Below are 24,609 nucleotides of genomic sequence, written 5' to 3'. Positions count from 1 at the left end.
CTACGGCGCCGGCATCCCTGGAAGGCCCCTCCATGAACCTGAAGCTCACCGAGGAGGAGCGTGCGTTCCGCGACGAACTGCGCACCTTCTTCACCACCGAGATCCCCGCCGAAGTGCGTGCGAAGACCGCCTCCGGCACCCCGCTGGGCAAGGACGACTACGTCGCCGTCCAGCGCATCCTGCATTCGCGCGGCCTCGCCGTTCCCAACTGGCCCGTCGAATGGGGCGGTCAGGACTGGACGCCGATGCAGCGCAACATCTGGCTCAGCGAGCTGCAGCTCGCGTCGGTGCCCGACCCGCTGCCGTTCAACGCATCCATGATCGGCCCGGTCATCGCGCAGTTCGGTTCGCAGGAGATGAAGGAACGCTTCCTCCCCGCCACCGCCAACCTCGACATCTGGTGGTGTCAGGGATTCTCCGAGCCCGAGGCCGGCTCCGACCTCGCGTCCCTCAAGACCCGCGCCGTCCGCGATGGTGACGATTACATCGTCAACGGGCAGAAGACCTGGACGACGCTCGCGCAGCACGCCGACTGGATCTTCTGCCTCGTCCGCACCGATCCGAGCGCGAAGAAGCAGGCCGGCATCTCGATGCTGCTCTTCCCGATGGACACCCCGGGCGTCACCCGCCGTCCGATCAAGCTGATCGACGGCAGCTACGAGGTCAACGAGGTCTTCTTCGAGGATGTGCGCGTTCCCGCCGAGAACCTCGTCGGCGAGGAGAACACGGGCTGGACGCAGGCGAAGTTCCTACTCGGCAACGAGCGCACCGGCATCGCCCGGGTCGGCGCCACCAAGGTCAAGCTCGCGCGGGCGAAGTCCCTCGCGGCCGAGACCCGCTACGGCAGCGGCTCGCTGCTCGACGACCCGATCTTCGCGGCACGCCTGGCCGAACTCGAGAACGAGCTGCTCGCTCTCGAGCTCACCCAGCTGCGCGTCGTCGCCGGCTCGGCCGACGGCAAGCCCAACCCGGCATCGTCGCTGCTCAAGATGCGCGGTTCCGAGTTGCAGCAGGCCGCGACCGAACTGCTCGTCGACATCGCCGGCCCCGATTCGCTGCCCGCCGGCGAGGCCGGTATCGACTCGCCCGACTGGGCGCAGCTGACGATGCCGACCTACCTCAACAACCGCAAGGTCACCATCTACGGCGGGTCGAACGAGGTCCAGCGTTCGATCATCGCTTCCTCGATTCTCGGACTGTGAGGCCCCGGACATGAATTTCGAACTCGACACCGAACAGGACATGCTCCGCGCGACCGTCCGCGACCTGCTCTCCGGCGCGTACGACGTCGAGTCGCGCAACCGGGTGGCCGAAGGTGACCTGGGCTGGAACCGCGACGTGTGGAAGCAGCTCGCCGAACTCGGCGTGCTCGGCCTGCCCTTCGCGGAGGAGCACGGCGGCATGGGAGCCGGACCGGTGGAGGTCATGGCCGTCATGACCGAGATCGGCCGCGCGCTCGCACCCGAGCCCGTGCTCGACTGCGTCTACCTGCCCGGCCGGCTCGTCGCCGAGGTCGGCACCGACGCGCAGCGCTCCGACATCCTGCCGCGACTGTCCGAGGGCACCGTGCTCCTCGCGTTCGCGCAGGACGAGCCGGGCAGCCGCTGGCCGCACACCGAGGTGGCCACCACCGCGGCGCGCGACGGCGACTCCTGGACCGTCTCCGGTCGCAAGAACCCTGTGCTGCACGGTGATTGCGCCGACACCTTCATCGTCTCCGCGAAGCTCCCGGAGGGTGGCGTCGGACTGTTCGTCGTCGACGCATCGGCCGACGGTCTGGTCCGCACGCCGTACCGCACCCACGACGAGCGTCGCGGTGCGCAGCTCGTGCTCGATGATGTCGCGGCGACCCCGCTCGGTGAGGCGGCCGACGCGTCCGCCGCCATCACCGCGGCGCAGGTGCACGCGCAGGCAGCACTGTGCGCCGAGGCGGTCGGTGCCCTCGACTCCTCGGTGCAGCTGACGACGAGCTACCTCAAGCAGCGCAAGCAGTTCGGTGTGCCGCTGTCGATGTTCCAGGCGCTCACCCACCGTGCGGCCGACATGTACGTGCTGTACGAGCTGGCGTCGAGCATGAGCCTGTACGCGACCATGGCCCTCGCCGACGGCATCGTCGACCCGACCATCGCCTCGCGCGCCAAGCTGCAGGTCGGCCGGTCCGCTCGGAAGATCGGTCAGGAGTCCGTGCAGATGCACGGCGGTATCGGTGTCACGGCCGAGCACTCCATCGGCCACTACCTGAGCCGCCTGACCGCGATCGAGCACACCCTCGGCACCATGGACGATCACCTGCGGGTGCTCTCCGGCGGTGTGAAGGACTACGAGCTCGTGGAGATCGCCGGAATGTGACCGATCGGGCTCACTCCCGGGGCAGCAGTGTCCCCAGCGGACCGAGATCGATGTTGAGATCCTCGGGGGTGAGCCCGAAATGGTCGCGCAGTTCGCCCATGCGCTGTTCGAGCAGCATCAGTGTGGTCCCGAGACGTTCGATCTGCTCGTCGCTGAGATCCCCTGCATCCATGCGGTGCAGGGCCTGACGCTCCATCAGCTGCCGGAGCAGTTCGACGAGCGTGAGCACCAGCGTCACCAGACCCCGCTCCACGGATTCGGGATCGGCGTCGATACGCGACGGGAAGTTCACCGGCTCGCTCACGAACCCTCCCGGGCCCCACGGGGAACGGGGACGTCGCCCCCGGGCAGCGACAGGGTACTGATCGACGAGATCAACGCGCGCAACGAGATCCGTACCAGGTCGATCTCCGCGATCGACAACGTGATGTCGCCGGTGATGACCACGCCACCGGACAGCACCCGATCCAGCAGATCGATCAGGGCGATCCGCCGTTCCTCGTCCACCGATCCGTCGGCGTACCTCACGGCGAGATCCGTTCTGCTCCGGCGAACGAGTAGGGCGGCCACGGACCGCTCGTCTCGAGCCTGATCCCCGGATTCAGGGACCCGAGTTCCTCTACCTCGGAACGGAATTCGTCCGTCCGGTCGTCGTCGACGAGATATGTCCCGTTGAGCAGCATCCACTCCTGGCTGCCGCTCAGTGCCGGATCGGTCGGCGCACTCCGGCGACCCGCAGCGGATACGCGCAGCAGTCGCTCGTGGATCTCGGCGGCGCGTTCGGCCGCATCGCGTTCGACGCTCTCCTGCGCCGCCAATTGCGCACGCCGGCGCAGCAGATAGGCTGTGCCCGCACCGGAACCCGCCCCCTCCGCATGTGCTTCGGCGACGGCCGCGGTCAACGCCTTGCGATCGGCGAACGCCTTGACCCCCCATTCGGTACGACCGGTCACGAGGGCGAGCGCAGACGAGAACTGCTCCCGGTGCTCGGTGAGCAGGGCCCGGACCCGTTCGTCGTCGAGACAGACGGTCGCGAGTCGCAGGGGTACCACGGAGACGTGCCGTGCCAATCCGGCGACGACCGAATCATGGGCGCGGGCGACTCTTTCCAGCCAGTCCAGGTCCTCGAGATTGCGTGCCAGCGCGGCCTCGCCGAAATCGTCCAGGGGCACCGTTCCGACCACGGCGGTCAGTCCGCCCTCCTGCACCGCGCGGACCTGCTCACCGGCGACACCGGAGGCGCCCTCGGTCTCGTGGCCGACGAGCGTCCCGTCGGTCACGGCGTACATCCAGATCCCGGTCGTGTCAGTCACGGTCCTCCTCGTCCACGATCTCCGCCGTTTCCGGCTCCAGTTCCTCCGCTCGGGCCTCGAGTGCGGCCAGCCGCTCGCGCAGCTGCCGATTCTCCAGCTCGAGTTCCGCCCGGCTCGAATCGACCTCGGGTGCGCGAGCCTTGCTCGTCAACCACGGATCGCTCTCCCACCAGTCGATCCCGACGGCCTTGGCCGTCTCGAGCGATGCGATGACGAGGCGGAGCTTGATCGTGAGCAGTTCGATGTCGAGCAGATTCACCTGGATGTCGCCGGCGATGACCAATCCCTTGTCGAGGACACGCTCGAGGATGTCGCCGAGATTGGTCGACCGTCCTCCACCCCCGTAGGGCTGCGGCGACGACGTGCCGCCACCCCCGCCGACCACCGTCATGACCCGGTCCTCGCACCGATGTCGCTGCTGCCGCGTCCGTAACGCCGGGTCCTCCGGTACGCGAGCAGATTCCCGTCCAGATCGACCTCCACCTCGTAGAGCGCGAGCATGTCGGCCGACGACGGAATCCGCCTGTCCTCCACGACCTCCACCTCGACGACCCATCCGTCCTCGGTGGGTTCGACGGAGGTGACCCCCTGAGCCTCCTTCGAGGTCAGTTCCTTCAGATGTGTGAGAGCCGCCGATGCGGCCTCGGCCGCCGAGATCGCGGGCGGGCCGGTGTCCTGCGCCACGGGATCACTCCTTTCCCTCGGCGGGGCCGGATCCACCCCGGGAGATCATCCGGTTCAGCACGGCCTGCTGCGCCTCGTCCTTCTCCTCGGGCGTCAGCTCGCCCGCCTCCGCCGCTTCCTCGATCTGCTCGAGTTCGCGCCGCACGTTGGCGGGATCGTGCAGTTGCTGTTCGACCTGCTCCTGGATGATCTCTCCGAGCCACATCACTCCCTTGACGGGAGCGAGGGGCAGCGTGAGCAGGGAGGTCAGCAGACCCATCGTCAACCTCCTTCGCCGGGATCGGATTTCGCCACGAAGTCGTAGGCCGCCATCGGGCCGAGCAACGAGATCTCGACCCGGTCCTCCCATTCCCGACCCAGTTCCTGCAGGGCCTGTTCGAGTTCGTCCTGCCGCTCGAGTTCGACGAGGACGGCGATGTGCACGGCATCCTGCTCGTGCGTGGGTTGCCGCTCGTTGACCATCGGGTCGAGAGAGGACAGAGCCTCGACCGTGCGGCGCGTGTCCTCGTTCCGTTTGGCCTCGATCGTCGCGTTGATGATCTCCCCGAGCGCCATCCGGGCCTCGCGGGTCGCGTCCTCGGACTGGCCGCGGATCTGCTCCCGCAACTGCGCCGCCTCGGAGTTCTCCTCGAGGATCTCCTGCAGGATCGCCCTCTCGTCGTACCGTCCCTTCACGACGAACTGTGCGAGACCGTCGAGTTGGTCGAGGGCCGAGGCGAGTTCGTCCTCGTTCCCCTCGAGCAACTCCGCGGCCACCGCATCTCGGTCGGTGAGGACGGCACCGAATCTCAGCGGGAGTACGGGGGCGACCGCCACGGTCCCGTCGAGCAACGCGGCGTGCGCCTTGAGATCGTCCGGTGTGCCGAGAGCGCGATCGGTCGGGATCTCGCTCACCAGCGCAGCGATGCGACCGGACTTGACCACCGACACCTCGGCCGGCGGATTGCCCACCCCTTCCGCATGCTCCTCCGGTTCCACATCCGACGGGACGATGCCGTAGACGTAGACCGCAGTGGTCGTAGCGGTTTCGTCGCTGTCGCCCTGCTCGGGTCGTTCGGTCTGTTCGGTCGACATCAGTCCTCACCCCTGCGTGATCGTCGAGCGGGCTGCCGCTGCTCCTGGACATCCCCGAGGAACTCGCTGACCTTCTCCCCCGCAGCCTCGAGCGCGCCCTTCGTCTTGTGCTTGGAACCGCCGGAGGTGATGTCGCCGACGAGATCCGGAAGGCCCTTCGGCTCGTTGTCGGAGATCTCGAGCCGGTTCACCGCTTCCGCGAAACGCAGATAGGTGTCGACACTGGCCACGACGACGCGGGCGTCGATGGTGAGCAGTTCGATACCGACGAGCGAGACACGCACGAACGCGTCGATGACGAGGCCCTTGTCGAGGATGGTGTCGATGACGTCGGCGAGGCCGGACGAGTTGGGACGGGCCATACCGCCCCCGCCGCCGCCCCCGCCGCCCCCTGCAGGTTGGATGGTCATGACCGGGATCCTCTCGAGCGGGACGAGCGCGTACCGGTGCTCTTCGTCGCCCGGGTCCGCTTGGCGGGCGCACGTTTCCGAGGCGGTTCGGGTTCGTCCTCTTCGTCGTCGGGTTCTTCGTCGGAGGACTCGTCCTCCTCGGTCTCGTCCTCCTCTTCGGGATACTCGTCCTCGAGATCCTCCTCATCCTCGGGCGACTCCTCGTCGCCTGTGTCCTCGGCCGGCTCCTCGTCCCCTTCGTCCTCGTCCCGCAGATCCTCGTCCTCGGGCGACTCCTCTTCGTATTCGTCCTCGGACGGTTCACCCTCCTCGAAATCCTCGTCCTCGTCGCGGATCTCGTCCTCGTCACCGGAGGTGTCGGTCTCCCCCTCGTCCCCCTCCTCGCCGTTCTCGCGGGCGTCCTCCTGCTCCCGCTCCTCTTCCTCCTGACGCGCGGTCTCGTCGTCCTTGACGACCTCGCTCTCACGGATCTCGCCGTGCCAGCCGACGATGTCGTCGGGATGCAGTACGGCCTCGGTCATGGCGTAGCGCCGGAAATGTTTGAGTTCCAGACGGGACCGGCGACCGACCGCCCGCCACAGATTCGCGGTGCGCTCGAACAGGCCCCGGGGGTGGTACTCGAGGACCATGAGGATCCGGGTGAGATCGGGTGTGAGCTCGTGGAAGGTCACCGCGCCGTCGATGTAACCCTTGCCGCCCTTGGAACGCCACACGATCCGTTCGAACGGCACCTGTTCGAGGATCGTGGACTCCCAGTTCCGGCGCGACCAGAACACCTTGCCGGTCCAATTGAGCTTCTCGTCCTCGACCTGTTCGACCTGTTCGACCTTCTTCATGAACTTCGGCCAGTCGGCGAACTGGGTCCACAGGTCGTAGGCGAGGTCGATCGGCACGCCCACGTCGATGCTCTCGACGATGTTGGTGAGCTTGAGCTTCTTGCCACCCCCGCCCTTGCCTCCGCCGCCGCCGGTGACGGCCTCCTTGACGTCCTGGAACTTGTCCTTGGCGGTGTTCTTCAGATTCTCGAAGCCTGAGCTCGCCGCTGCTTTCAACGGCGACTCGCCCTCGGCAAGCTTGTCGACACCGGTCAGTGCACTGGCCAGGTTCCCGCCCTTGCCCTCGGAGTAATCCTGTAATCGTCCAGTTGTGCCGGTGACCCTGTCGGACAGGCTCGACAACGCGTTCTGGGCGACCGTTCCCGCGAGACCCTGCAACGACTGTTGCAACCCGCCGGTCAATCCTCCCGTGGCCTTCCCCGCCGTGTCCGTGGCGGTGCGGCCGGCCTTACCGGCGGTATCGGTCGCGGTCTTCCCGGCCTGGCCCACCGCGTCGGCGACTCCGCCCGATACATCGCTCAACCTGGCCATCGTTCTCACCGCTTCGTTCGACGTACGGGCGCACGACCGGAGGAGGAGGACGACGCAGTGCTACGCGCTGCGCGCTTGCGCGGCTTCGGAGGTGCCTCCTCCGAGTCGTCCGAGTCTTCGCTGTCGGCCGTCTTCTTGCTGCGGGAAGTCCGCGGACGGGATGTGGCCCGAGCTGCGCGGCGCCGCGGTGTGGGACGCTCGGGCTCCGGCTCCTCTTCGTCGCCCGAATCCTCCTCGTCGGAACCCTCTTCGTCCGTCTCGTCGTAATCCGGCTCCTCGTTGCGACTCCGGTTGCCGCGACGCTTGCTGCCGCGACCTTCCTGCTCGTCGCGTGGTTCGTCGTATTCGTCCTCGTATTCGGCGTCCTCGGGTTCCTCCGACCCTCCGCCGCCACCGCTCGCACGGGATTGCAGACGTTCGTTGAGGGCGTCGATCCGGTTGCTGGCCGCGGTCACGGCAGCGGCACGAGCCGCATGCATGAGTTCTCCGCGAACGGATTCGGTGATCTTGTTGATCTCGGGAGACGAGCCGAGCATCGAGGCGCTGCGCTGCAGGAGTTCCTGCGGATTGCTGGGCAGTTTGCCGGTCATTCCGGCACCGGCGAGCATCATGGCCACCCGCATCTTCTTGGTACGGCCGAGGAAATATCCGATGCCCACACCGAGGGCGACTCGTGCTCCGGGTTTCATCACCGTTCTCCTTCGTATGCCGCGCGTCGTGTGGCGTGCTCGGAAGGGGCCGGGGAAGTCTCGGTACGGTACGCAGCCGACGCGCGTCTTTGTGTGATGCAAACCACAGTACGTCACTCGAGACCGTGATTCGCATGCTTCGTCGGCATGCGGATCCCGGAGTGAACGACGGGCTCGGAAAGTACCAATCAGTATGTTATGCAGCAGGATACGATATTTGCTACAGATCTCGCCCGGCCGTCCGCGGGCATGCCAAAGAAAGGTTCTCGAGCCGGTAAGGGTTTCGGAAACCGGAGGCTATCGACGCGGATGCACCGGGGCGGCGATCCCTGTCGCCTGCAACGCGAATGCTGCTTCCGGGCCGATGATTTCGCCCACGAGGGCAAGGAAACGTTCGACGAAGGCCGGCCCGTGGGCTCCCTCGGTGGCGTCGTCGGGATCCTGCGGATCGAGATGGTGCGCGAGTTCGTGCAACACCACCATCTCGCGGAACGCCCACGCGGTGTTCGCCCGGTGCTCGGGAAGAGCGATCGTCGCGCAGTCGCGTTCGTAGTGTGCGGCTGCGTTGCCCGCACGGGCCCGCACGCGCACCGGCACGGCGGCGCGCTCCCACCGGGCGCGTACCCAGTCGAGGGCGAGCACGGCGTCGATGTAGTCCTGGACCGAGGCGATGGAGGCGAACCGTCTCTCCACCGGGAGTGTGACGTGGGAACCGGCGACCTCGACGGTCCGCAGACCGCGCTCGTCGGCGCGGTCGAGCATCTTCCGTACGATCGACTCCGCTTCGTACACAGCGGTTCTGCGGGTATCGCGCACCTTGGTCACCGTTCCAGCCTCCTCGGAGCCGACGGCAGTTCGGGTGCCGTTCCCAGTCGTGCCGCACGTCCGGCGCGGTCGCCCGCGCGCCGGGCATCGGCCGAGCGCGCCGACGGTGCCCGGTTTCCCCGCCAACTGCCCCGTGCCTGCGACGTACTGCGGTAGAAGTCCTGGAGTTCCAGACTCTTCCCACGCAACACCAACGCCGTACCGGGCGCGGATGTTTCCACCTCGCGTTCGATCTCCTGCTTCGCCTCGGCCAGCCGGGCGCCGATGCGCGCGGCGAACGCCGACTGGAAGTTCAGCCGGGCCGTCACCGCGGCAACGGGCTTGCGCACACGTGTGCGCACCCGGCGACCGCCGCGTTCCTCGACGACGGTGCGCACCGTGGTCTCGTTCCGGTAGGTGCCCTCGCGCAGATACGCGTCGGACGCCCGCACCATCTGCACGAGCAGAGAGGAATACAGCGCCTCGCACACGTCGATGTCGTCGGCGAAGCCGTAGGCGTAGATGACGGTGGAGTTCGCGGTGATGTCGCACTGCACGTCGTTGGCCCCCGCGATCGCGATGAACAACTGGGCGTAGGTGCGCAGTCCCTTCTTGCCCGTCTCGCCGATGGTGATCAGTCGCTGCACGGGAGTCGCGCGGCGTTCCTTCGCCGCCGTGTGGCTGCGCGCGACCGCCAGATCGATCGAGGAGGACGTCGCGAGCCGCTGCGCCGCGGCGAGGAAGGCGTCGGCCTCGTGAGGGTTGTCGGTGGACTCCGCCTGGCGGAGCAACCCGCCGATACGACTCAACATCTTGTCCGAACTCACCCAGCGAGCGTAGAGCCCGGCACCGACTCCGCCCACGAGACCGGGAACACGCACGAAATTCCTGCGAAACCGCCCGCGACCCACCAAGATCGTGCAGATGGACACTGCGGTCGATTTCGTCACCGATATCAACGACACGTTCTGGTACGCGGTGATCGCGCTGCTCATCGGTTCGGGCCTGTACTACACGATCCGCTCCCGGTTCATCCAGATCCGGCTCCTGCCCGACATGCTGCGTTCCATCGTGGAGAAACCCGAGAGACAACCCAACGGAGAACCGGGCCTGTCCGCCTTCCGGGCCTTCTCCGTCTCGGCCGCCTCCCGCGTGGGAACGGGCAACGTCGCCGGTGTCGCGATCGCGATCAGCCTCGGTGGTCCCGGCGCGGTGTTCTGGATGTGGGCGATGGCCTTGGTCGGTGCGGCGACCGCCTTCCTCGAGTCCACCCTCGCCCAGCTGTACAAGGTGCGCGACGAGGACGGCACCTTCCGCGGCGGCCCCGCCTACTACATGCAGTACGGGCTACGGAAACGCTGGATGGGCATGATCTTCGCGGTCATCATCACCATCACCTACGGATTCGTGTTCAACGCGGTGCAGACCAACTCGATCGTCGACGCCGTCTCGAGTTCCGTCGGCGAGAAGACCATGACCCTCCAGGTGATCGTGGGCCTGGTCGTCGCCCTCATCGTCGGCGTGGTGATCTTCGGCGGTATCCGCCGCATCTCCGGTGTCTCCCAGATCGTCGTGCCGGTCCTGGCGTTCGTCTACCTGGTCATCGGCATCATCGTCGTGGTCCTCAACATCGGCGAGGTTCCGACCATGTTCCGCCTCATCGTCGAGAACGCCTTCGGTCTCGAGGAGGTCGTCGGTGGTGGTTTCGGTGCCGCCTTCATGAACGGCATCCGCCGAGGTCTCTTCTCGAACGAGGCCGGCATGGGCTCGGCACCCAACGCCGGCGCCGCCGCCGCGGTCTCCCACCCGGTCAAGCAGGGCCTGGTCCAGAGCCTCGGCGTCTACTTCGACACCCTGCTGGTCTGCTCGATCACGGCCTTCATCATCCTGTTGTCCGAGCCCGAATTCGGCAGCGGTCTCGAGGGCGCCGCTCTGACGCAGAACGCGCTCGCGCTGCAGCTCGGCGACTGGACGGTGCACTTCCTCGCCGTGCTGATCTTCTTCCTCGCGTTCACCTCGGTGATCGGCAACTACTACTACAGCGAATCCAACATGGAGTTCCTCACCGGATCGCGCCGCATCCTGCCCTACCTGCGCTCGGCGGTCGTGCTGTGCGTCTTCCTCGGGGCGATCGGCTCGCTGCCGCTGGTGTGGGCGCTGGCCGACCTCGCCATGGGGATCATGGCCACCGTCAACCTCATCGCCCTGATCCCGCTGTCGGGTATCGCCTACGCGTTGTTCCATCACTACAGCGCGCAACGCAAGCAGGGTCGCGACCCCGTCTTCCGCGCCGGTGACGTCCCGGGCGTCCGCGGAATCCAGGTGTGGAACGACGACGACGTCACGCCGGTCGAGAGCCGATCGAGCGACGCACGGTAGATTCCCCTACCGCACGAGCGTGTACCGCTTCGGAAAGGATCTTCGAGATGGCGTCGGTGACCTTCGACAAGGCCACGTGCCTGTTCCCCGGCTCGAGTACGCCCGCGGTCGACGCGCTCGACCTCGAGATCGAGGACGGCGAGTTCCTGGTCCTGGTCGGACCGTCGGGCTGCGGCAAGTCGACCTCGCTGCGCATGCTCGCCGGTCTCGAGGAGGTGCACAGCGGGCGCATCCTCATCGGCGACCAGGACGTCACCGGGCAGGATCCGAAGGAACGCGACATCGCGATGGTGTTCCAGAACTACGCCCTCTACCCGCACATGTCGGTCGCGGAGAACATGGGCTTCGCGCTGAAGCTGGCCAAGACACCGAAGAACGAGATCCGCGAGCGGGTCGTCGAGGTCGCGAAGATGCTCGACCTCGAGCAGTTCCTCGACCGCAAGCCCAAGGCGCTGTCCGGCGGTCAGCGTCAGCGCGTCGCGATGGGGCGCGCCATCGTCCGCCAGCCGCAGGTCTTCCTCATGGACGAGCCGCTGTCGAACCTCGACGCCAAGCTCCGTGTGCAGACCCGCACGCAGATCGCGCAGCTGCAGCGCCGCCTCGGCACCACCACCGTCTACGTCACCCACGACCAGGTCGAGGCCATGACGATGGGTGACCGCGTCGCGGTGCTCGAGAAGGGCATCCTGCAGCAGTGCGCGTCGCCGCGCGTGCTCTACAACAAGCCGGCGAACGTCTTCGTCGCCGGTTTCATGGGCTCGCCCGCGATGAACCTGTTCCGCCTCCCGGTCTTCGACCGCGGCGCGATGATCGGCGACACCCACGTACCGGTGCCGCGCGACGTGGTCGGTCAGGTCACCGAGAAGGAGGTCGTGCTCGGGATCCGGCCCGAACACCTCGAGATCTCGAACGAGGGTCTGGCCATGGATGTCGATGTGGTCGAGGAGCTCGGCTCGGAGGCCTACGTCTACGGCCGGGCCGACGTCGGCGGGATCGTCCAGCAGATCGTCGCCCGCAGCGACTGGCGCAACCCTCCGCAGAAGGGCGACCGGCTGTACCTGCGTTTCGACCCCGAACACGTGCACGTCTTCGGAACGTCCGACGGGAAGCGGATCGGCTGATCACCGCTCCGGGATCGGTCTGCGGAGTCGACACTCGACCGATTCAGGATGGGCGGAATGCCGACTTTTACCGGTGCTGCGTGCCACAGTAGTGGCCGGTGTCGGTGCACCTGGGTCACCGACGTGTGTTTTCCGACCTCGAAATGGGGAGTTGTTGATGGTTCTGAATACGAAGGCGATGCGGAGGGCTGCGATCGCCGCTACGGCCGCGACCGCGCTCGTTCTCGCGGGCTGCTCGTCGGACAACGGTGGCGACGACACCTCGACCGGCGGCGAGGGTACCGCTGCTTCCGGTGAGGGCCGCGGCCCGATCACGATCGTCGAGGGGCAGGATCCCCTGAACGCGGCGCTCGAGAGCATCATCGCCGACTGGAACGCCGAGCATCCCGACGAGCAGGTGACGTTCAAGCCGCTGGCCAAGGAGGCCAACGACCAGTACGACGACATCGCCCAGCGGATGCAGGCCCGCAGCGACGAGTACGACCTCATCGCCGTGGACGTCACCAACACGGCGGAGTTCGCCGCGAACGGCTGGCTGCTCCCCCTCGAGGACGACCTGGCGATCGACACCGAGGGCCTGCTGCCCGCGACCGTCGAGTCGGGCACCTACAACGGCACCCTGTACGCCGCCCCGAAGAACACCAACGGCGCGTTCCTCTACTACCGCACCGATCTCGTCGACGAGGCACCCGCGACCTGGGACGACCTGAAGGCCGAGTGCCCGAAGGCCGAGGAGGCGGGTATCGCCTGCTACATCGGTCAGTTCAAGAACTACGAGGGCCTGACGGTCAACGTCACCGAGATCGTCAACGCCTTCGGTGGCTCCTTCGTCGCCGAGGACGGCCTGACCCCGGCAGTCGACGACAAGACGGCCGAAGGCCTGCAGTTCATCGTCGACAACTTCGAGGACGGCATCATCCCGGCCGCCGCGCAGACCTACACCGAGGGCGAGTCGCAGACCGCTTTCGGCAACGGCGAGGCACTGTTCCTGCGCACGTGGCCCGGCTTCTACACCGACGGTGAGAGCTCATCGGTCGCCGGCAACTACGGCATCGCCGTCCTGCCCGGCGTCGACGGCCCCGGCGTCTCGACGCTCGGCGGCTACAACGTCGGCATCAGCGCGTTCTCGGATGCTCCCGCCACCGCGCGCGACTTCCTCGAGTTCATGCAGACCCGCCAGGCACAGATGTACTACGCGGAAGCGGGCGGCGCCCCGGTTCTCGCCGAGGTCTACGACGACGCCTCGATCCTCGAGCAGTACCCCTACTTCTCGACGCTGAAGGAGGCCCTCGAGGCAGCCGAGCCGCGTCCGGCGTCGCCCTACTACTCGGCCGTGTCCAAGGCGATCGCCGACAACGCCTACGCTGCGATCCGTGGCGAGAAGACCGTCCAGCAGGCGCTGGACGACACCCAGGCCGGCATCGAGACCGCCGGCAACTGATGCTCTAGGAGCAGTACATGGCTGACCCGCAGGTCGACAATCCCGCGGATCCGCCACACGCCCCCGCGGTCGGGACCGTGCCCGGTCCCGACCGCGGACGTGTCGGCGGACGTCACCGCGTGCCCGCACCTCCCGTCACGGCGGTGAAGACGCGGCGCAAGGTCCCGGTATGGATGTTCGTCGCCCCGTCGATGCTCGTCCTGGCCGTGATCATCCTGTACCCGCTCGGACGAGCGGTGTGGATGTCGCTGCACGGTGACTCGAAGCGACTCGACCCCGAGACGGGCCGGTTCGTCACCGGCGGTTTCGTGGGGATCGAGAACTACACGCGCTGGATCACCCAGACCTGCAACACCGCCACCGGTTCGATCCCGTGCCCTCCTGGCACCCTCGGCTCCCAGTTCTGGCAGTCGATCTTCAACACCTTCTTCTTCACCGTCGTCACGGTCTCGCTCGAGACGGTGATCGGTTTCGCGATGGCGGTCGTGATGGCCAAGTCGTTCCGGGGTCGCGGCCTGCTGCGCGCCTCCGTGCTCGTGCCGTGGGCGATCCCCACCGCCGTCACCGCCAAGCTGTGGTTCTTCATCTTCGCCAACGACGGTGCCGCCAACAAACTGCTCGGCACCGACTATCTGTGGACCGCCGACCCGTGGCCCGCGCGCTTCGCGATCATCGTCGCCGACGTGTGGAAGACGGCGCCGTTCATGGCGCTGCTCATCCTCGCCGGCCTGCAGATGATCCCGCAGGACGTCTACGAGGCCGCGAAGGTCGACGGCGCGAACGCCTGGCAGCGGTTCAAGATGATCACGCTGCCGCTGGTGAAGCCCGCTCTCATGGTGGCGATCCTGTTCCGCACCATGGACGCGCTGCGCATGTACGACCTGCCCGCGATCATGATGGGGTCCAATCCCGCGACGTCCACGATCTCGGTGCTCGTCGTCGACCAGATGCGGCAGGGTTCGAACTCCGCGTCCGCCCTGTCGACGATCACCTTCCTGCTCATCTTCGCCGTCGCCTTCGTGCTGGTGCGGTTCCTCGGCGCCAACGCGGTGAGTACGCAGGAGAAACAGCGTAAGGGGGAGGTCGTATGACCGTCACCACCGAGATTCCCCGGAGCCGGCCGGAGCCGGAGCCCACGCCGGTGCAGACCCGCAAGGTGCCGTTCAAGCGCAGGATGAGCACCGTCGGCACCTATCTGGGTGTCGCGCTGATCGTCGTGTGGGGCCTGGCCCCCTGCTACTGGATGATCGTCACGGCCCTGCGCGACCCGTCGGAGACGTTCAGCACGACCCTGTGGCCGTCGAACCCGACACTGCAGAACTTCGCCGACGCGCTCGACCCCGACGCCAAGGTCAACTTCTCGCGGGCGCTGCTCAACAGCGTCATCATCGCCGGCGCCACCACGGCGGTCGCGCTGCTGCTCGGCGTGTTCACCGCCTACGCGCTGTCGCGCTTCGAGTTCCGCGGCAAGTACTTCGTCACCGGCATCATCCTCGGCGCGTCGATGTTCCCGGTCGTCGCGCTCGTGACGCCGCTGTTCCAGCTGTTCACCGACATCGGCTGGATCGGCAAGTACCAGGCGCTGATCATCCCGAACATCTCGTTCGTGCTGCCGCTGACGGTCTACACGCTCACCTCGTTCTTCTCCGAACTGCCGTGGGAACTCGAGGAGGCCGCCCGCATGGACGGCGCGACGCGCGGGCAGGCGTTCCGCCTGGTCATGCTGCCCCTCGCGGCACCTGCGCTGTTCACCACGGCGATCCTCGCCTTCATCGCGACCGTCAACGAGTACCTGCTGATGTCGCAGCTGTCGAGCGAGAGCACGGCCCCGGTGACGGTCGCGATGGCACGGTTCACCGGCACCGACCCGTACGTCACCCCGTACGCGTCGATCATGGCCGGCGGCACGCTCGTCATGGTGCCGCTCGTGGTGATGGTGCTGATCTTCCAGCGCCGCATCATCTCGGGTCTGACCGCGGGCGGCGTCAAGTCGTGAGGAAGGTTCCGCGCCGGAACCGACTCGAGATGCTGCTCGGCCTGCTCACGGTGTTCACGGTGATGGCGGTGATCTCCGCGGTCGCCGAGCTGACGTCGCCGCAACCCGGCATCGTGCCGTCCCTCGTGCTGCTCGCATTCGTCGTGATGTGGGGGTTCGCGTTCCGCGCGTGGCGCCGATCCGGCTGATCCTCCCGTGACGTGAGAAGGAGCACCGTACCGGTGTTCCGGACGCGTCCCGTGGTCGTTTCCGTACCATACGGTGGGCGGGAGACCCTCCCGTCCGGATTTCCGGTACCGAGAAAGTGGAACGAGTGACGAGCCCCAAAAGGTCGACATCCTCGCGCGCCGCCGCGGCCGCAGCGAAGAAGCGCAGGGGACGCATCGTTCGCTACGCCGTACTCGTCGCGTTCGTTCTCGCCGTGCTCGTCCCGCTCGGGATCTTCGCCACCGCCTACTACTCGGCGGACGTGCCGACCCCGGCGGACATGAAGACGAACCAGCTCGCGCGCGTCTACGCGTCCGACGACGCCACCGAGATCACCCGGGTGGTCCCGCCGGAGGGCAACCGTGTCGAGGTCGGGATCGCGCAGATCCCCGAGCACGTCCGCAACGCCGTGCTGTCGGCGGAGGACCGCAACTTCTACAGCAACCCGGGTTTCTCGATCACCGGTTTCGCGCGCGCGGCCCGCGACAACGTCATGGGCAAGGACACCGCCGGCGGTGGTTCCACGATCACCCAGCAGTACGTCAAGAACGTGCTCGTCGGTTCCGATCGCACGCTCGAACGCAAGATGCGCGAGCTCGTCATCTCCACCAAGATGGCGCGGCAGTGGTCGAAGGACGAGATCCTCGAGGCGTATCTCAACACCATCTACTTCGGTCGCGGCGCCTACGGCATCGGCGCGGCGTCCCAGGCCTACTTCGGCAAGCCCGTCGAGGAGCTGTCGGTCTCCGAGGGCGCCGTCCTGGCCGGGGTGATCCGGACGCCGTCGTCGCTCGACCCCGAGTACAACCTGCCCGCCATCGAGGAACGCTGGAACTACGTGCTCGACGGCATGGTCGAGATGAAGGTCCTCGACCCGTCCGAGCGGTCGGACCAGGTGTTCCCTCCGACGGTGCCGTCGGACACCCTCGTGCTGGCCACCGAGGCGACCGGACCGGAAGGCCACATCCGTACCCAGGTGTTGCGCGAGCTGTCCGCGGCGGGGATCAGCGAACAGGCCCTCAACACCGAAGGTCTGCGCATCACCACCACCATCGACCTGAAGGCCCAGCAGGCGGCGATCGACGCGGCCCGGTCCACGCTGTCCGGCGAACCCGGAGAACTGCGCACCGCGGTGGTCTCGGTCGACCCCCGCTCCGGTGCCGTGCGCGCCTACTACGGCGGTGAGGACGGCGCCGGTTTCGACTTCGCGCAGGCCCCCGTCCAGACCGGTTCGGCGTTCAAGGTGTTCGGCCTGCTCGCCGCGCTCGACGACGGGATCGGCCTCAACGCGCGCTTCGACAGCTCCCCGCTCACGGTGGGCAACATCCGCATCGGCAACGTCGAGGGCGAGTCGTGCGGACGCTGCACGATCGCTGAGGCGCTCAAGCGGTCGCTGAACACGAGCTTCTACCGGCTCATGATGTCCATGTCGAACGGCCCGCAGAAGATCGCCGACGCCGCGCACGCAGCGGGGATCCCGCTGACGATCCCCGGGGTCGAGGGGCAGACGTTGAGCGAGAACGGTGGTCCGCCGGAAGGCGGGATCGTCCTCGGCCAGTACCAGGCACGAGTCATCGACATGGCCTCCGCCTACGCGACGATCGCCGCGTCCGGTGTCTTCCACGAGCCGTACTTCGTGCAGAAGGTCGTCACGGCCGACGGTGTCGTGCTCCTCGATCGTCCGCCGTCACCCGGCGAGCAGCGCTTCGACGCCGCGGTCGCCGACAACGCGACCCAGGCCATGATGCCGATCGCCGCCTACTCCCGCGGGCACGCGCTCGCCGGTGGGCGGCCGTCGGCATCGAAGACCGGCACCACGCAGCTCGGCGACACCGGGTTGAACAAGGACGCCTGGATGGTCGGGTACACGCCGTCGCTGTCGACGGCCGTGTGGATGGGCACCCCCGATGCCGGGGCGATCACCAACAGCTGGGGCGGGTCGATCTACGGTTCCGGACTGCCGTCGGACATCTGGAAGGGAACGATGGACGGCGCGCTCGAAGGCACGCCCGTCGAGAGCTTCCCGTGGCCGGCGCCGATCGGTGGTCAGGCGGGTGTCCCGAAGGACGCCGGTATCGAGACCACCACCGCTCCCCCGGCGCCGACCTTCCAGCTGCCCGACCTGTCGAACCTGCCGCCGATCACGATTCCCGCGCCGCCGGTCGATCTGCCCGTCCCGGTGCCCTCTCAGATCGAGGTGTTCCCCGGCGTGACGATCCAGATCCCCGGCTTGTAGATCCGTACTCCACCCATCGAGGGGGAGGTTGTGTGCGTTTTCCCGCCCGGGGACGCACACGACCTCCCCTTCGTTGTCGAGGCGGTTCGGGTCTACGGCCCGGCCAGCACCGTCGGCAGCAGCGCGGCCGAATAATCGACGACCTCGTCGACGCTCGGTGTGCCTTCGCGGAACCGGTCGATCGCCAGCGACTCCACGAACGCCCACCACGCCCGCAGCCGCATGCGGGTGACGGGGGTGTCGTCGCAGCCCAGCGCCGCGACGACCCGCTCGACCATGGTGTCGCGCATCGAGTCGTGGATGTCGCGGATCTGGGGATCCGAACCGACGCCGCTGTGGAAGAACGCCTGATAGTTGTCGCCGTGACGATCGATGAACGACACGAACGGGTGCAGCACCGCCCGGAGGGGATCCTGCTCGTCCGGATCGGGATCCGCCGCGCGCAGCAACCGGCGTGACGCGGCGCCGACGACGGCGACGTAGAAGTCCTGCTTCGTGGGGAAGTAGCGGAACAGCAGGCCGCGGGAGATGCCGGCGATCTCGGCGACGCGGTCGATCGACAGGGCGTGGATCGGGCGCGTCGACAGCTCCTGCAGCCCGATCGCCACGAGTTGCCGTCGACGTTCCTCGGGCGGCAGACGACGCCGTCCCTTGGACGCCTCTTGTCGCGGGGTGCTCACACCGATAGCCTAACTGAGCATCGCTCAGTTACGACCGCCCGACCGGGCAGATTCCCGGTCGAACTCGACGGAAGGCACCCGATGGATTTCGCACAGTCCGAGCGCAGTCGCGACTATCTCGAACGCCTCCGAGCGTTCATCGCCGCCGAGGTCACGCCCGTCGAACAGCGACTGCGGGCCGAGCGACGCACCGCGGGCGAGGGACGACGCGACATCGACGCCGCCGAGAGGTGGGCCGTCTCCCCCGAATTCCGCGAGCTGCAGCGTAAGGCCCGTGCCGAGGGGCTGTGGAACCTCTTCCTGCCCGACGCCGAACTCGGTGCCGGACTGTCGAACGTCGAATACGCCCCGCTCGCCGAGGAGATGGGCCGCTCGCAGTTCGCCTCCGCGGTGTTCAACTGCGACGCCCCGGACACCGGCAACATGGAGGTCCTCTACCACTACGGCAGCGAGACGCAGAAGGAACAGTGGCTGCGCCCGCTCCTCGACGGCGAGATCCGTTCGGCCTTCTGCATGACCGAACCCGAGGTCGCGTCGTCGGACGCGACGAACATGGCCGCGACCGCCGTGGTCGAGGGCGACGAGATCGTGCTCAACGGCCGCAAGTGGTGGAGCACCGGCGTCGGCCATCCCGACTGCAAGGTGCTCATCTTCATGGGCCTGACCGACCCGGAAGCCCACAAGTACCAGCGACATTCGATGGTCCTCGTGCCCTTCGACACCCCCGGTGTGAAGGTCGAGCGCATGCTCCCGACGATGGGCTTCTTCGACGAGCCCAGTGGCCACGGCGAGGTGTCGTTCACCGACGTGCGACTGCCGCTCGACGCCGTCATCGCCGGTCCCGGACGAGGATTCGAGATCGCCCAGGGCCGGCTCGGTCCCGGCCGCATCCACCACTGCATGCGCCTCGTCGGGCTGGCCGAGCACACCCTCGAACTCGCGTGTCGCCGCGGTCTCGAACGCACCGCCTTCGGCAAGCCGATCATCAACCTCGGCGGCAACCGCGAACGCATCGCCGACGCCCGCATCGCGATCAACCAACTGCGGCTGCTCGTCCTGCACGCGGCCTGGCTGCTCGACACGCAGGGACTCGCCGGAGCGCGCTCGGCGGTCTCGGAGATCAAGGTCGTCGCACCGCGCGTCACCCAGCAGATCGTCGACTTCGCCATCCAGATCCACGGTGGTGGCGGGCTTTCCGACGACTTCCCCCTCGCCGGTGCGTGGACGGCCGCGCGAGCACTGCGTCTCGCCGACGGACCCGACGAGGTGCACCAGGGGCTCGTCGCCCGGTTCGAACTCGGCAAGTACGCGTGAGAGGGAGATTTCGACGATGACCACACTTCCCGACAACGCCCGTACCGTTCGCGAGGAGGATGCCTTCGACGTCGACGCGGTCGCGGCCTGGCTCGCCGAGAACGCCGGCATCACCGGAGTGCCGGAGGTACGCCAGTTCTCCGGCGGCGCATCCAATCTCACCTACCTGCTGCGCTATCCGGATCGCGATCTCGTGCTGCGCCGTCCGCCGGCCGGGGCGAAGCCGTCGTCCGGTCACGACATGGCACGTGAGTACCGCATCCAGTCGATGCTCGCACCGGTCTACCCCTACGTGCCCACCATGATCGGCCTGTGCACCGATCACAGCGTGCTCGGCAGCGACTTCTACGTCATGAACCGCGTTCCCGGCACCATCCTGCGCACGAATCCGCCCACGCAACTCGACCTCTCCGAAGCGGACACCCGCACCCTGTGCCTGCGCATCGTCGACCTGCTCGTCGAACTGCACGGCATCGATCCGGAGTCCGCGGGACTGTCCGAACTGGGGCGCGGATCCGGTTACGTCGCACGGCAGGTCGCGGGCTGGACGTCGCGCTACGCCAAGGCCCGCACCGACAACGTCCCCGACTTCGCCCGCGTCACCGAGTGGCTGGCGGGGCGGCAGCCGCAGGACGTCGCGCAGACCGTGATCCACGGCGACTTCCGGCTCGACAACATCGTCCTCGACGAGAACGATCCGCTGAAGCCGGTCGCGGTACTCGACTGGGAGCTGGCCACCATCGGCGACCCCCTGATGGACCTCGGCTCGTCGCTCGCCTACTGGGTCCAGGCGGACGACGACGACATGCTGCTGCTGACCAAGCGGCAGCCGTCCGATCTGCCCGGCATGCTCACCCGGCAGGAGATCGTCGAATACTATTCCGAGCGAACCGGACTGCCCGTGGACGGCTGGGGATTCTACGAGGTGTTCGGACTGTTCCGCCTCGCCGTGATCGCCCAGCAGATCTACTACCGCTACCACCACGGCCACACCACCAATCCGGCCTTCAAGGACTTCTGGATCGTGGTCGGCTACCTCGAATCCCGTTGCAGTGCACTGATCGATCGATACGAGAAGGAGAACCGATGAGCCGCCCGCAGCGACGGAACATCCTCATCACCGGTGCGAGTTCCGGCCTCGGTGCCGGTATGGCGCGTGAATTCGCCGCGCGGGGAAGGAATCTCGCGCTCGCCGCCCGGCGCGTCGAACGGCTCGAGGAGCTGCGGGACGAACTGCTCGCCGCGCACCCGGGCATCACCGTGAGCGTGCGCGCCCTCGACGTGAACCGGCACGACGACGTGTTCACCGTCTTCCGCGAGTTCGACGAGGAGCTCGGTGGTCTCGACCGGGTGATCGTCAACGCCGGCCTCGGCAAGGGGCAACCCCTCGGTACCGGCTACTTCCGTGCGAACGCGCAGACCGCGAACACCAATTTTCTCGGTGCACTGGCTCAGAGCGAAGCGGCGCTCGAGCTCATGCGGCCTCGCGGGCGCGGGCACGTCGTCCTCATCTCGTCCATGAGCGCGTTGCGGGGCATGCCGCGCAATATGACGACCTACGGTGCGTCGAAGGCCGCCGTCGCCTCGCTCGGTGAGGGGATGCGGGCCGATCTCGCCGACACCGACATCTCGGTGAGCACGATCTTCCCGGGATACATCCGGTCGGAGATCAACGAGAAGGTGAAGAAGGTCCCGTTCATCGTCGACACCGAAACAGGTTGTCGCGCACTGGCGGCTGCGATCGAGAAGGAACCCGCCAAGGCGTACGTGCCGGGCTGGCCGTGGATTCCGCTCGGCTACGCGATGAAGGTACTGCCGCTGTCGGTGATCCGGAAGATGGCATAGGCCGGTCCGGACGTCACACAGCAGCAACGGCGAAGGCCGCATCCCACGTGAGGGATGCGGCCTTCGCCGGAAATCCTGCCGGAGAACGACTACTTACGCGTCGGCTCCGATGATGAACGCCTCGAGCTGGGCGCGGGCGGAATCGTCGGCCATCTGGACCGGCGGGGACTTCATCAGGTATGCCGAAGCCGGGAGGATCGGGCCGCCGATGCCGCGGTCCTTGGCGATCTTCGCCGCGCGGATGGCGTCGATGATGATGCCGGCCGAGTTCGGGGAGTCCCAGACCTCAAGCTTGTACTCGAGGTTCAGCGGGGCGTCACCGAAAGCGCGACCCTCGAGGCGGACGTACGCCCACTTGCGGTCGTCGAGCCACTGCACGTAGTCGGAGGGACCGATGTGCACGTCGCGGTCGTGGACCTTGCCGGCGAGGGGACCGTTGAGGTTCGACGTGACGGCCTGGGTCTTGGAGACCTTCTTCGACTCCAGACGCTCGCGCTCGAGCATGTTCTTGAAGTCCATGTTGCCGCCGACGTTGAGCTGGTACGTGCGGTCGAGCACGACACCGCGGTCCTCGAACAGCTTCGCCATCACGCGGTGGGTGATGGTGGCGCCGACCTGCGACTTGATGTCGTCGCCGACGATCGGGACACCGGCGTCGGTGAACTTCTGCGCCCACTCGGGGTCGGAGGCGATGAACACGGGGAGAGCGTTGACGAAGGCGACGCCCGCGTCGATGGCGCACTGCGCGTAGAACTTGTCGGCCTCTTCGGAACCCACGGGGAGGTAGGAGACGAGAACGTCGACCTGGGCATCCTTGAGCGCCTGAACCACGTCGACGGGCTCGGCGTCGGACAGCTCGATGGTCTCGGAGTAGTACTTGCCGATGCCGTCGAGCGTGTGACCGCGCTGGACGGGCACACCGAGCGGCGGCACGTCGGCGATCTTGATGGTGTTGTTCTCGCTCGCGAGGATCGCCTCGGACAGGTCGAAGCCGACCTTCTTGGCATCCACGTCGAACGCGGCGACGAACTGGACATCGCGCACGTGGTAGGGACCGAATTCGACGTGCATCAGGCCGGGGACGGTGGTCTCGGCGTCCGCATCCTTGTAGTACTCGACGCCCTGGACCAGGGAAGAGGCACAGTTCCCCACGCCCACAATGGCCACGCGCACCGCGGTGCTGTTCTCACCCATGGTCGGGTTCTCCTTCTTTGTTGCGTGCTGCTGACGACTGCTCGGCGGCGATGAGTTCGTTGAGCCAGCGCACTTCGCGCTCGCTGGACTCGAGGCCGAGCTGATGGAGCTGACGGGTGTAACGATCGAGTGTGCCGCTGGCCCGTCCGATCGCATCGCGGAGCGCTTCTCTGCGCTCCTCGACCTGGCGGCGCCTGCCTTCGAGAATTCGCATCCGCGCTTCGGCGGGAGTGCGACCGAAGAAGGCGAGGTGCACGCCGAATCCGTCATCGGTGTAGTTCTGCGGTCCCGTGTCGGCGACCAGCTCGGTGAAGCGTTCTCGACCCTTCGGGGTGAGCTGGTAGACGCGGCGGGCACGTCGTTTCACGGGACCGGGAATTCCCGGATCCTCTTCGATGAGGCCGTCCGCCTGCATTCTCCGCAGAGTCGGATAGAGCGACCCGTAGGAGAAGGCGCGGAAGGCTCCGAGAAGCCCGGTCAGACGCTTGCGCAGCTCGTAGCCGTGCATGGGCGATTCGAGGAGGAGCCCGAGTATCGCCAGTTCCAGCACGGGTCACCTCCTGTTTCCGTTCGAACCAACCGATTGATACGACACGGAACTATATCGCGCCGATATATACGACGATACGCCCCACACGGTTCGTGTCACGTCCGGTTGCGGGCGGGCACTCTTCTCCGGACCCGATCGGAAATGCGTCGGTGCCGCCTCGACCGCCCGTCTTCGTGTCCGGTGGGCCACTCCTCGCCCATCGCTGCATCGCCCGCACGTACTCTGGAAGCCGTGCGAATTCAGCGGCAGGTGGTGGACTACGCGTTGCAGCGACGCTCGCTGCTCGCCGAGGTCTACTCGGGGCGACGCGGAGTCAGCGAGGTCTGCGACGCGAGCCCCTATCTGCTGCGGGCGGCGAAATTTCACGGACGGGGCAGCGATGTGATGTGCCCCATCTGCCGTAAGGAGCAGTTGACCCTCGTCTCGTGGGTCTTCGGCGACAAACTCGGTCCGGTGTCCGGGTCGGCGCGCACCCCCGAAGAGTTGGTGCGTCTGGCCGCCAGCCAGGAGGAATTCTCGGTTCACGTGGTCGAGGTGTGCCGTACCTGCAGCTGGAATCACCTGGTGCAGTCGTACGTCCTGGGATCGCAACCCGCCCCCAAGAGCCCGCGTCGCCGGTCGACGGGATCGAGCCGTCGTACCGCCAGCGAGTGAAGGGGTACCGGCAACGTGCCCGTACGCTTTCTCGTGGAGTTCGCTCCTGGGTCCGACCCGCACGACCTGATCGTCGCGTCGTCCGCTGCGCACATCGTCGATCGGCTGCCGTCCGCCGGCATCGCCGATCGGCTCTTCGTGGAGCAGTGTCGAGGCCGCGGCGTGATGCGTCGCGAGAACAGTTGGAGATGAGTACGTGAGTTCCCCCGACAACGAACCCGAGGACAACAAGGCCGTCCCGCCCCAGCGCAGCGGTCCCGCAGGACCGCAGCCCGGGCAGCAACGTCCCGGTCCTCCTGCCG

29 protein-coding genes are annotated in these 24,609 nt (G+C 67.1%); 14 read left to right on the top strand and 15 right to left on the bottom strand.

What is annotated here, in order from left to right; translation table 11 throughout:
• Nucleotides 1-32 precede the first annotated feature (32 nt).
• Together ACWPOC_RS01745 and ACWPOC_RS01740 are read left to right on the top strand one after the other, a co-directional pair.
• Nucleotides 33-1,202, top strand: coding sequence for an acyl-CoA dehydrogenase family protein (locus ACWPOC_RS01745; RefSeq protein ID WP_120280899.1), 1,170 nt, complete (start codon nt 33-35; stop codon nt 1,200-1,202).
• A gap of 10 nt (nt 1,203-1,212) precedes the next feature.
• Nucleotides 1,213-2,349: an acyl-CoA dehydrogenase family protein gene (locus ACWPOC_RS01740; protein WP_455407898.1), complete on the top strand. Its 1,137-nt coding sequence runs from the start codon at nt 1,213-1,215 to the stop codon at nt 2,347-2,349.
• A 10-nt stretch (nt 2,350-2,359) separates the two neighbouring features.
• On the opposite strand, the gene ACWPOC_RS01735 is transcribed toward ACWPOC_RS01740, so the two are convergent.
• The 12 genes from ACWPOC_RS01735 to ACWPOC_RS01680 form a co-directional block, all read right to left on the bottom strand.
• The gene (locus ACWPOC_RS01735; protein WP_016693994.1) at nt 2,360-2,653 is read right to left on the bottom strand and encodes a gas vesicle protein K; all 294 of its coding nucleotides are present in this window, start codon (nt 2,651-2,653) and stop codon (nt 2,360-2,362) included.
• Complete coding sequence (locus ACWPOC_RS01730; RefSeq protein WP_258260023.1) at nt 2,650-2,877, bottom strand: gas vesicle protein; 228 nt, start codon at nt 2,875-2,877, stop codon at nt 2,650-2,652. Before ACWPOC_RS01730 ends, ACWPOC_RS01735 begins: the two co-directional genes overlap by 4 nt.
• Nucleotides 2,874-3,662: a GvpL/GvpF family gas vesicle protein gene (locus tag ACWPOC_RS01725; RefSeq protein ID WP_258260024.1), complete on the bottom strand. Its 789-nt coding sequence runs from the start codon at nt 3,660-3,662 to the stop codon at nt 2,874-2,876. Before ACWPOC_RS01725 ends, ACWPOC_RS01730 begins: the two co-directional genes overlap by 4 nt.
• Nucleotides 3,655-4,053: a gas vesicle protein GvpJ gene (gene gvpJ / locus ACWPOC_RS01720; protein ID WP_016693991.1), complete on the bottom strand. Its 399-nt coding sequence runs from the start codon at nt 4,051-4,053 to the stop codon at nt 3,655-3,657. Before gvpJ (ACWPOC_RS01720) ends, ACWPOC_RS01725 begins: the two co-directional genes overlap by 8 nt.
• The gene (gene gvpO, locus ACWPOC_RS01715) at nt 4,050-4,346 is read right to left on the bottom strand and encodes a gas vesicle protein GvpO (RefSeq protein ID WP_060652497.1); all 297 of its coding nucleotides are present in this window, start codon (nt 4,344-4,346) and stop codon (nt 4,050-4,052) included. Before gvpO ends, gvpJ (ACWPOC_RS01720) begins: the two co-directional genes overlap by 4 nt.
• Nucleotides 4,347-4,350: 4 nt before the next feature.
• A complete protein-coding gene (locus ACWPOC_RS01710) occupies nt 4,351-4,605 on the bottom strand; it encodes a gas vesicle protein GvpG (protein ID WP_016693989.1) in 255 nt (84 codons plus the stop codon).
• A gap of 2 nt (nt 4,606-4,607) precedes the next feature.
• Complete coding sequence (locus ACWPOC_RS01705) at nt 4,608-5,420, bottom strand: GvpL/GvpF family gas vesicle protein (protein WP_120280895.1); 813 nt, start codon at nt 5,418-5,420, stop codon at nt 4,608-4,610.
• Entirely contained in the window at nt 5,420-5,830 is a 411-nt protein-coding gene (gene gvpJ / locus ACWPOC_RS01700; protein ID WP_024102484.1) for a gas vesicle protein GvpJ, read from the bottom strand. Before gvpJ (ACWPOC_RS01700) ends, ACWPOC_RS01705 begins: the two co-directional genes overlap by 1 nt.
• A complete protein-coding gene (locus tag ACWPOC_RS01695; protein WP_120280894.1) occupies nt 5,827-7,197 on the bottom strand; it encodes an SRPBCC family protein in 1,371 nt (456 codons plus the stop codon). Before ACWPOC_RS01695 ends, gvpJ (ACWPOC_RS01700) begins: the two co-directional genes overlap by 4 nt.
• 5 nt (nt 7,198-7,202) lie before the next feature.
• Entirely contained in the window at nt 7,203-7,886 is a 684-nt protein-coding gene (locus tag ACWPOC_RS01690; RefSeq protein WP_120280893.1) for a hypothetical protein, read from the bottom strand.
• A gap of 297 nt (nt 7,887-8,183) precedes the next feature.
• Nucleotides 8,184-8,711, bottom strand: a complete 528-nt coding sequence (locus ACWPOC_RS01685) for a TIGR04338 family metallohydrolase (protein ID WP_120280892.1) — start codon at nt 8,709-8,711, stop codon at nt 8,184-8,186.
• On the bottom strand, nt 8,708-9,517 hold the full coding sequence (locus tag ACWPOC_RS01680) for a DUF2786 domain-containing protein (RefSeq protein ID WP_033098495.1): 810 nt from the start codon (nt 9,515-9,517) through the stop codon (nt 8,708-8,710). The genes ACWPOC_RS01685 and ACWPOC_RS01680 overlap by 4 nt, the downstream gene beginning before the upstream one ends.
• Nucleotides 9,518-9,614: 97 nt before the next feature.
• Here ACWPOC_RS01680 and ACWPOC_RS01675 point away from each other — a divergent pair, with 97 nt between their 5' ends.
• From ACWPOC_RS01675 to ACWPOC_RS01645, 7 genes are all read left to right on the top strand, one after another.
• A complete protein-coding gene (locus tag ACWPOC_RS01675) occupies nt 9,615-11,069 on the top strand; it encodes an alanine/glycine:cation symporter family protein (protein ID WP_120280891.1) in 1,455 nt (484 codons plus the stop codon).
• A gap of 47 nt (nt 11,070-11,116) precedes the next feature.
• Nucleotides 11,117-12,190, top strand: a complete 1,074-nt coding sequence (locus tag ACWPOC_RS01670) for an ABC transporter ATP-binding protein (RefSeq protein ID WP_060652503.1) — start codon at nt 11,117-11,119, stop codon at nt 12,188-12,190.
• A gap of 157 nt (nt 12,191-12,347) precedes the next feature.
• Nucleotides 12,348-13,631 carry an ABC transporter substrate-binding protein gene (locus tag ACWPOC_RS01665; protein ID WP_120280890.1) on the top strand — a complete coding sequence of 428 codons (1,284 nt, stop codon included), beginning with the start codon at nt 12,348-12,350 and terminating at the stop codon, nt 13,629-13,631.
• Between the two features lie 17 nt (nt 13,632-13,648).
• On the top strand, nt 13,649-14,722 hold the full coding sequence (locus ACWPOC_RS01660) for a carbohydrate ABC transporter permease (protein WP_120280889.1): 1,074 nt from the start codon (nt 13,649-13,651) through the stop codon (nt 14,720-14,722).
• An 83-nt stretch (nt 14,723-14,805) separates the two neighbouring features.
• A complete protein-coding gene (locus ACWPOC_RS01655) occupies nt 14,806-15,627 on the top strand; it encodes a carbohydrate ABC transporter permease (RefSeq protein ID WP_060652728.1) in 822 nt (273 codons plus the stop codon).
• A complete protein-coding gene (locus ACWPOC_RS01650; protein WP_006550829.1) occupies nt 15,624-15,815 on the top strand; it encodes a hypothetical protein in 192 nt (63 codons plus the stop codon). Before ACWPOC_RS01655 ends, ACWPOC_RS01650 begins: the two co-directional genes overlap by 4 nt.
• Nucleotides 15,816-15,940: 125 nt before the next feature.
• Nucleotides 15,941-18,070, top strand: coding sequence for a transglycosylase domain-containing protein (locus tag ACWPOC_RS01645; protein ID WP_120280888.1), 2,130 nt, complete (start codon nt 15,941-15,943; stop codon nt 18,068-18,070).
• Nucleotides 18,071-18,162: 92 nt separating this feature from the next.
• On the opposite strand, the gene ACWPOC_RS01640 is transcribed toward ACWPOC_RS01645, so the two are convergent.
• Nucleotides 18,163-18,678 carry a TetR/AcrR family transcriptional regulator gene (locus ACWPOC_RS01640; RefSeq protein WP_455408008.1) on the bottom strand — a complete coding sequence of 172 codons (516 nt, stop codon included), beginning with the start codon at nt 18,676-18,678 and terminating at the stop codon, nt 18,163-18,165.
• 153 nt (nt 18,679-18,831) lie between these two features.
• On the opposite strand from ACWPOC_RS01640, the gene ACWPOC_RS01635 reads away from it, so the two are divergent.
• Genes ACWPOC_RS01635 through ACWPOC_RS01625 form a run of 3 tightly spaced genes read left to right on the top strand, consistent with a single transcriptional unit; the run spans nt 18,832 to nt 21,909 of the window.
• Nucleotides 18,832-20,064, top strand: a complete 1,233-nt coding sequence (locus ACWPOC_RS01635) for an acyl-CoA dehydrogenase family protein (protein WP_455407897.1) — start codon at nt 18,832-18,834, stop codon at nt 20,062-20,064.
• Nucleotides 20,065-20,080: 16 nt separating this feature from the next.
• Complete coding sequence (locus ACWPOC_RS01630; protein ID WP_455407896.1) at nt 20,081-21,154, top strand: phosphotransferase family protein; 1,074 nt, start codon at nt 20,081-20,083, stop codon at nt 21,152-21,154.
• The gene (locus tag ACWPOC_RS01625) at nt 21,151-21,909 is read left to right on the top strand and encodes an SDR family oxidoreductase (protein ID WP_455407895.1); all 759 of its coding nucleotides are present in this window, start codon (nt 21,151-21,153) and stop codon (nt 21,907-21,909) included. Before ACWPOC_RS01630 ends, ACWPOC_RS01625 begins: the two co-directional genes overlap by 4 nt.
• A 93-nt stretch (nt 21,910-22,002) precedes the next feature.
• Here ACWPOC_RS01625 and ACWPOC_RS01620 read toward each other — a convergent pair whose 3' ends face one another.
• Together ACWPOC_RS01620 and ACWPOC_RS01615 are read right to left on the bottom strand one after the other, a co-directional pair.
• A complete protein-coding gene (locus tag ACWPOC_RS01620; RefSeq protein WP_060652510.1) occupies nt 22,003-23,103 on the bottom strand; it encodes an inositol-3-phosphate synthase in 1,101 nt (366 codons plus the stop codon).
• Nucleotides 23,096-23,653: a PadR family transcriptional regulator gene (locus ACWPOC_RS01615; RefSeq protein ID WP_006550821.1), complete on the bottom strand. Its 558-nt coding sequence runs from the start codon at nt 23,651-23,653 to the stop codon at nt 23,096-23,098. The genes ACWPOC_RS01620 and ACWPOC_RS01615 overlap by 8 nt, the downstream gene beginning before the upstream one ends.
• 231 nt (nt 23,654-23,884) lie before the next feature.
• On the opposite strand from ACWPOC_RS01615, the gene ACWPOC_RS01610 reads away from it, so the two are divergent.
• Nucleotides 23,885-24,307, top strand: coding sequence for a DUF5318 domain-containing protein (locus tag ACWPOC_RS01610; protein WP_172414849.1), 423 nt, complete (start codon nt 23,885-23,887; stop codon nt 24,305-24,307).
• A gap of 15 nt (nt 24,308-24,322) precedes the next feature.
• On the top strand, nt 24,323-24,499 hold the full coding sequence (locus ACWPOC_RS01605) for a hypothetical protein (protein WP_159417156.1): 177 nt from the start codon (nt 24,323-24,325) through the stop codon (nt 24,497-24,499).
• Nucleotides 24,500-24,609 lie beyond the last annotated feature (110 nt).

It is taken from the genome of Rhodococcus sp. 5G237 (assembly GCF_053764735.1).
This window is presented reverse-complemented; position numbering and strand designations above follow the sequence as displayed.

What these genes read in the sequence shown, in the direction of transcription:
- ACWPOC_RS01745 (WP_120280899.1), top strand. Translation starts at nt 33, where the DNA reads ATGAACCTGAAGCTCACCGAGGAGGAGCGTGCGTTCCGCGACGAACTG.
- ACWPOC_RS01740 (WP_455407898.1), top strand. Translation starts at nt 1,213, where the DNA reads ATGAATTTCGAACTCGACACCGAACAGGACATGCTCCGCGCGACCGTC.
- gvpJ (WP_016693991.1), bottom strand. Translation starts at nt 4,053, where the DNA reads ATGACGGTGGTCGGCGGGGGTGGCGGCACGTCGTCGCCGCAGCCCTAC.
- ACWPOC_RS01710 (WP_016693989.1), bottom strand. Translation starts at nt 4,605, where the DNA reads ATGGGTCTGCTGACCTCCCTGCTCACGCTGCCCCTCGCTCCCGTCAAG.
- ACWPOC_RS01705 (WP_120280895.1), bottom strand. Translation starts at nt 5,420, where the DNA reads ATGTCGACCGAACAGACCGAACGACCCGAGCAGGGCGACAGCGACGAA.
- gvpJ (WP_024102484.1), bottom strand. Translation starts at nt 5,830, where the DNA reads ATGACCATCCAACCTGCAGGGGGCGGCGGGGGCGGCGGCGGGGGCGGT.
- ACWPOC_RS01695 (WP_120280894.1), bottom strand. Translation starts at nt 7,197, where the DNA reads ATGGCCAGGTTGAGCGATGTATCGGGCGGAGTCGCCGACGCGGTGGGC.
- ACWPOC_RS01690 (WP_120280893.1), bottom strand. Translation starts at nt 7,886, where the DNA reads ATGAAACCCGGAGCACGAGTCGCCCTCGGTGTGGGCATCGGATATTTC.
- ACWPOC_RS01675 (WP_120280891.1), top strand. Translation starts at nt 9,615, where the DNA reads ATGGACACTGCGGTCGATTTCGTCACCGATATCAACGACACGTTCTGG.
- ACWPOC_RS01670 (WP_060652503.1), top strand. Translation starts at nt 11,117, where the DNA reads ATGGCGTCGGTGACCTTCGACAAGGCCACGTGCCTGTTCCCCGGCTCG.
- ACWPOC_RS01665 (WP_120280890.1), top strand. Translation starts at nt 12,348, where the DNA reads ATGGTTCTGAATACGAAGGCGATGCGGAGGGCTGCGATCGCCGCTACG.
- ACWPOC_RS01660 (WP_120280889.1), top strand. Translation starts at nt 13,649, where the DNA reads ATGGCTGACCCGCAGGTCGACAATCCCGCGGATCCGCCACACGCCCCC.
- ACWPOC_RS01655 (WP_060652728.1), top strand. Translation starts at nt 14,806, where the DNA reads ATGAGCACCGTCGGCACCTATCTGGGTGTCGCGCTGATCGTCGTGTGG.
- ACWPOC_RS01635 (WP_455407897.1), top strand. Translation starts at nt 18,832, where the DNA reads ATGGATTTCGCACAGTCCGAGCGCAGTCGCGACTATCTCGAACGCCTC.
- ACWPOC_RS01630 (WP_455407896.1), top strand. Translation starts at nt 20,081, where the DNA reads ATGACCACACTTCCCGACAACGCCCGTACCGTTCGCGAGGAGGATGCC.
- ACWPOC_RS01625 (WP_455407895.1), top strand. Translation starts at nt 21,151, where the DNA reads ATGAGCCGCCCGCAGCGACGGAACATCCTCATCACCGGTGCGAGTTCC.
- ACWPOC_RS01620 (WP_060652510.1), bottom strand. Translation starts at nt 23,103, where the DNA reads ATGGGTGAGAACAGCACCGCGGTGCGCGTGGCCATTGTGGGCGTGGGG.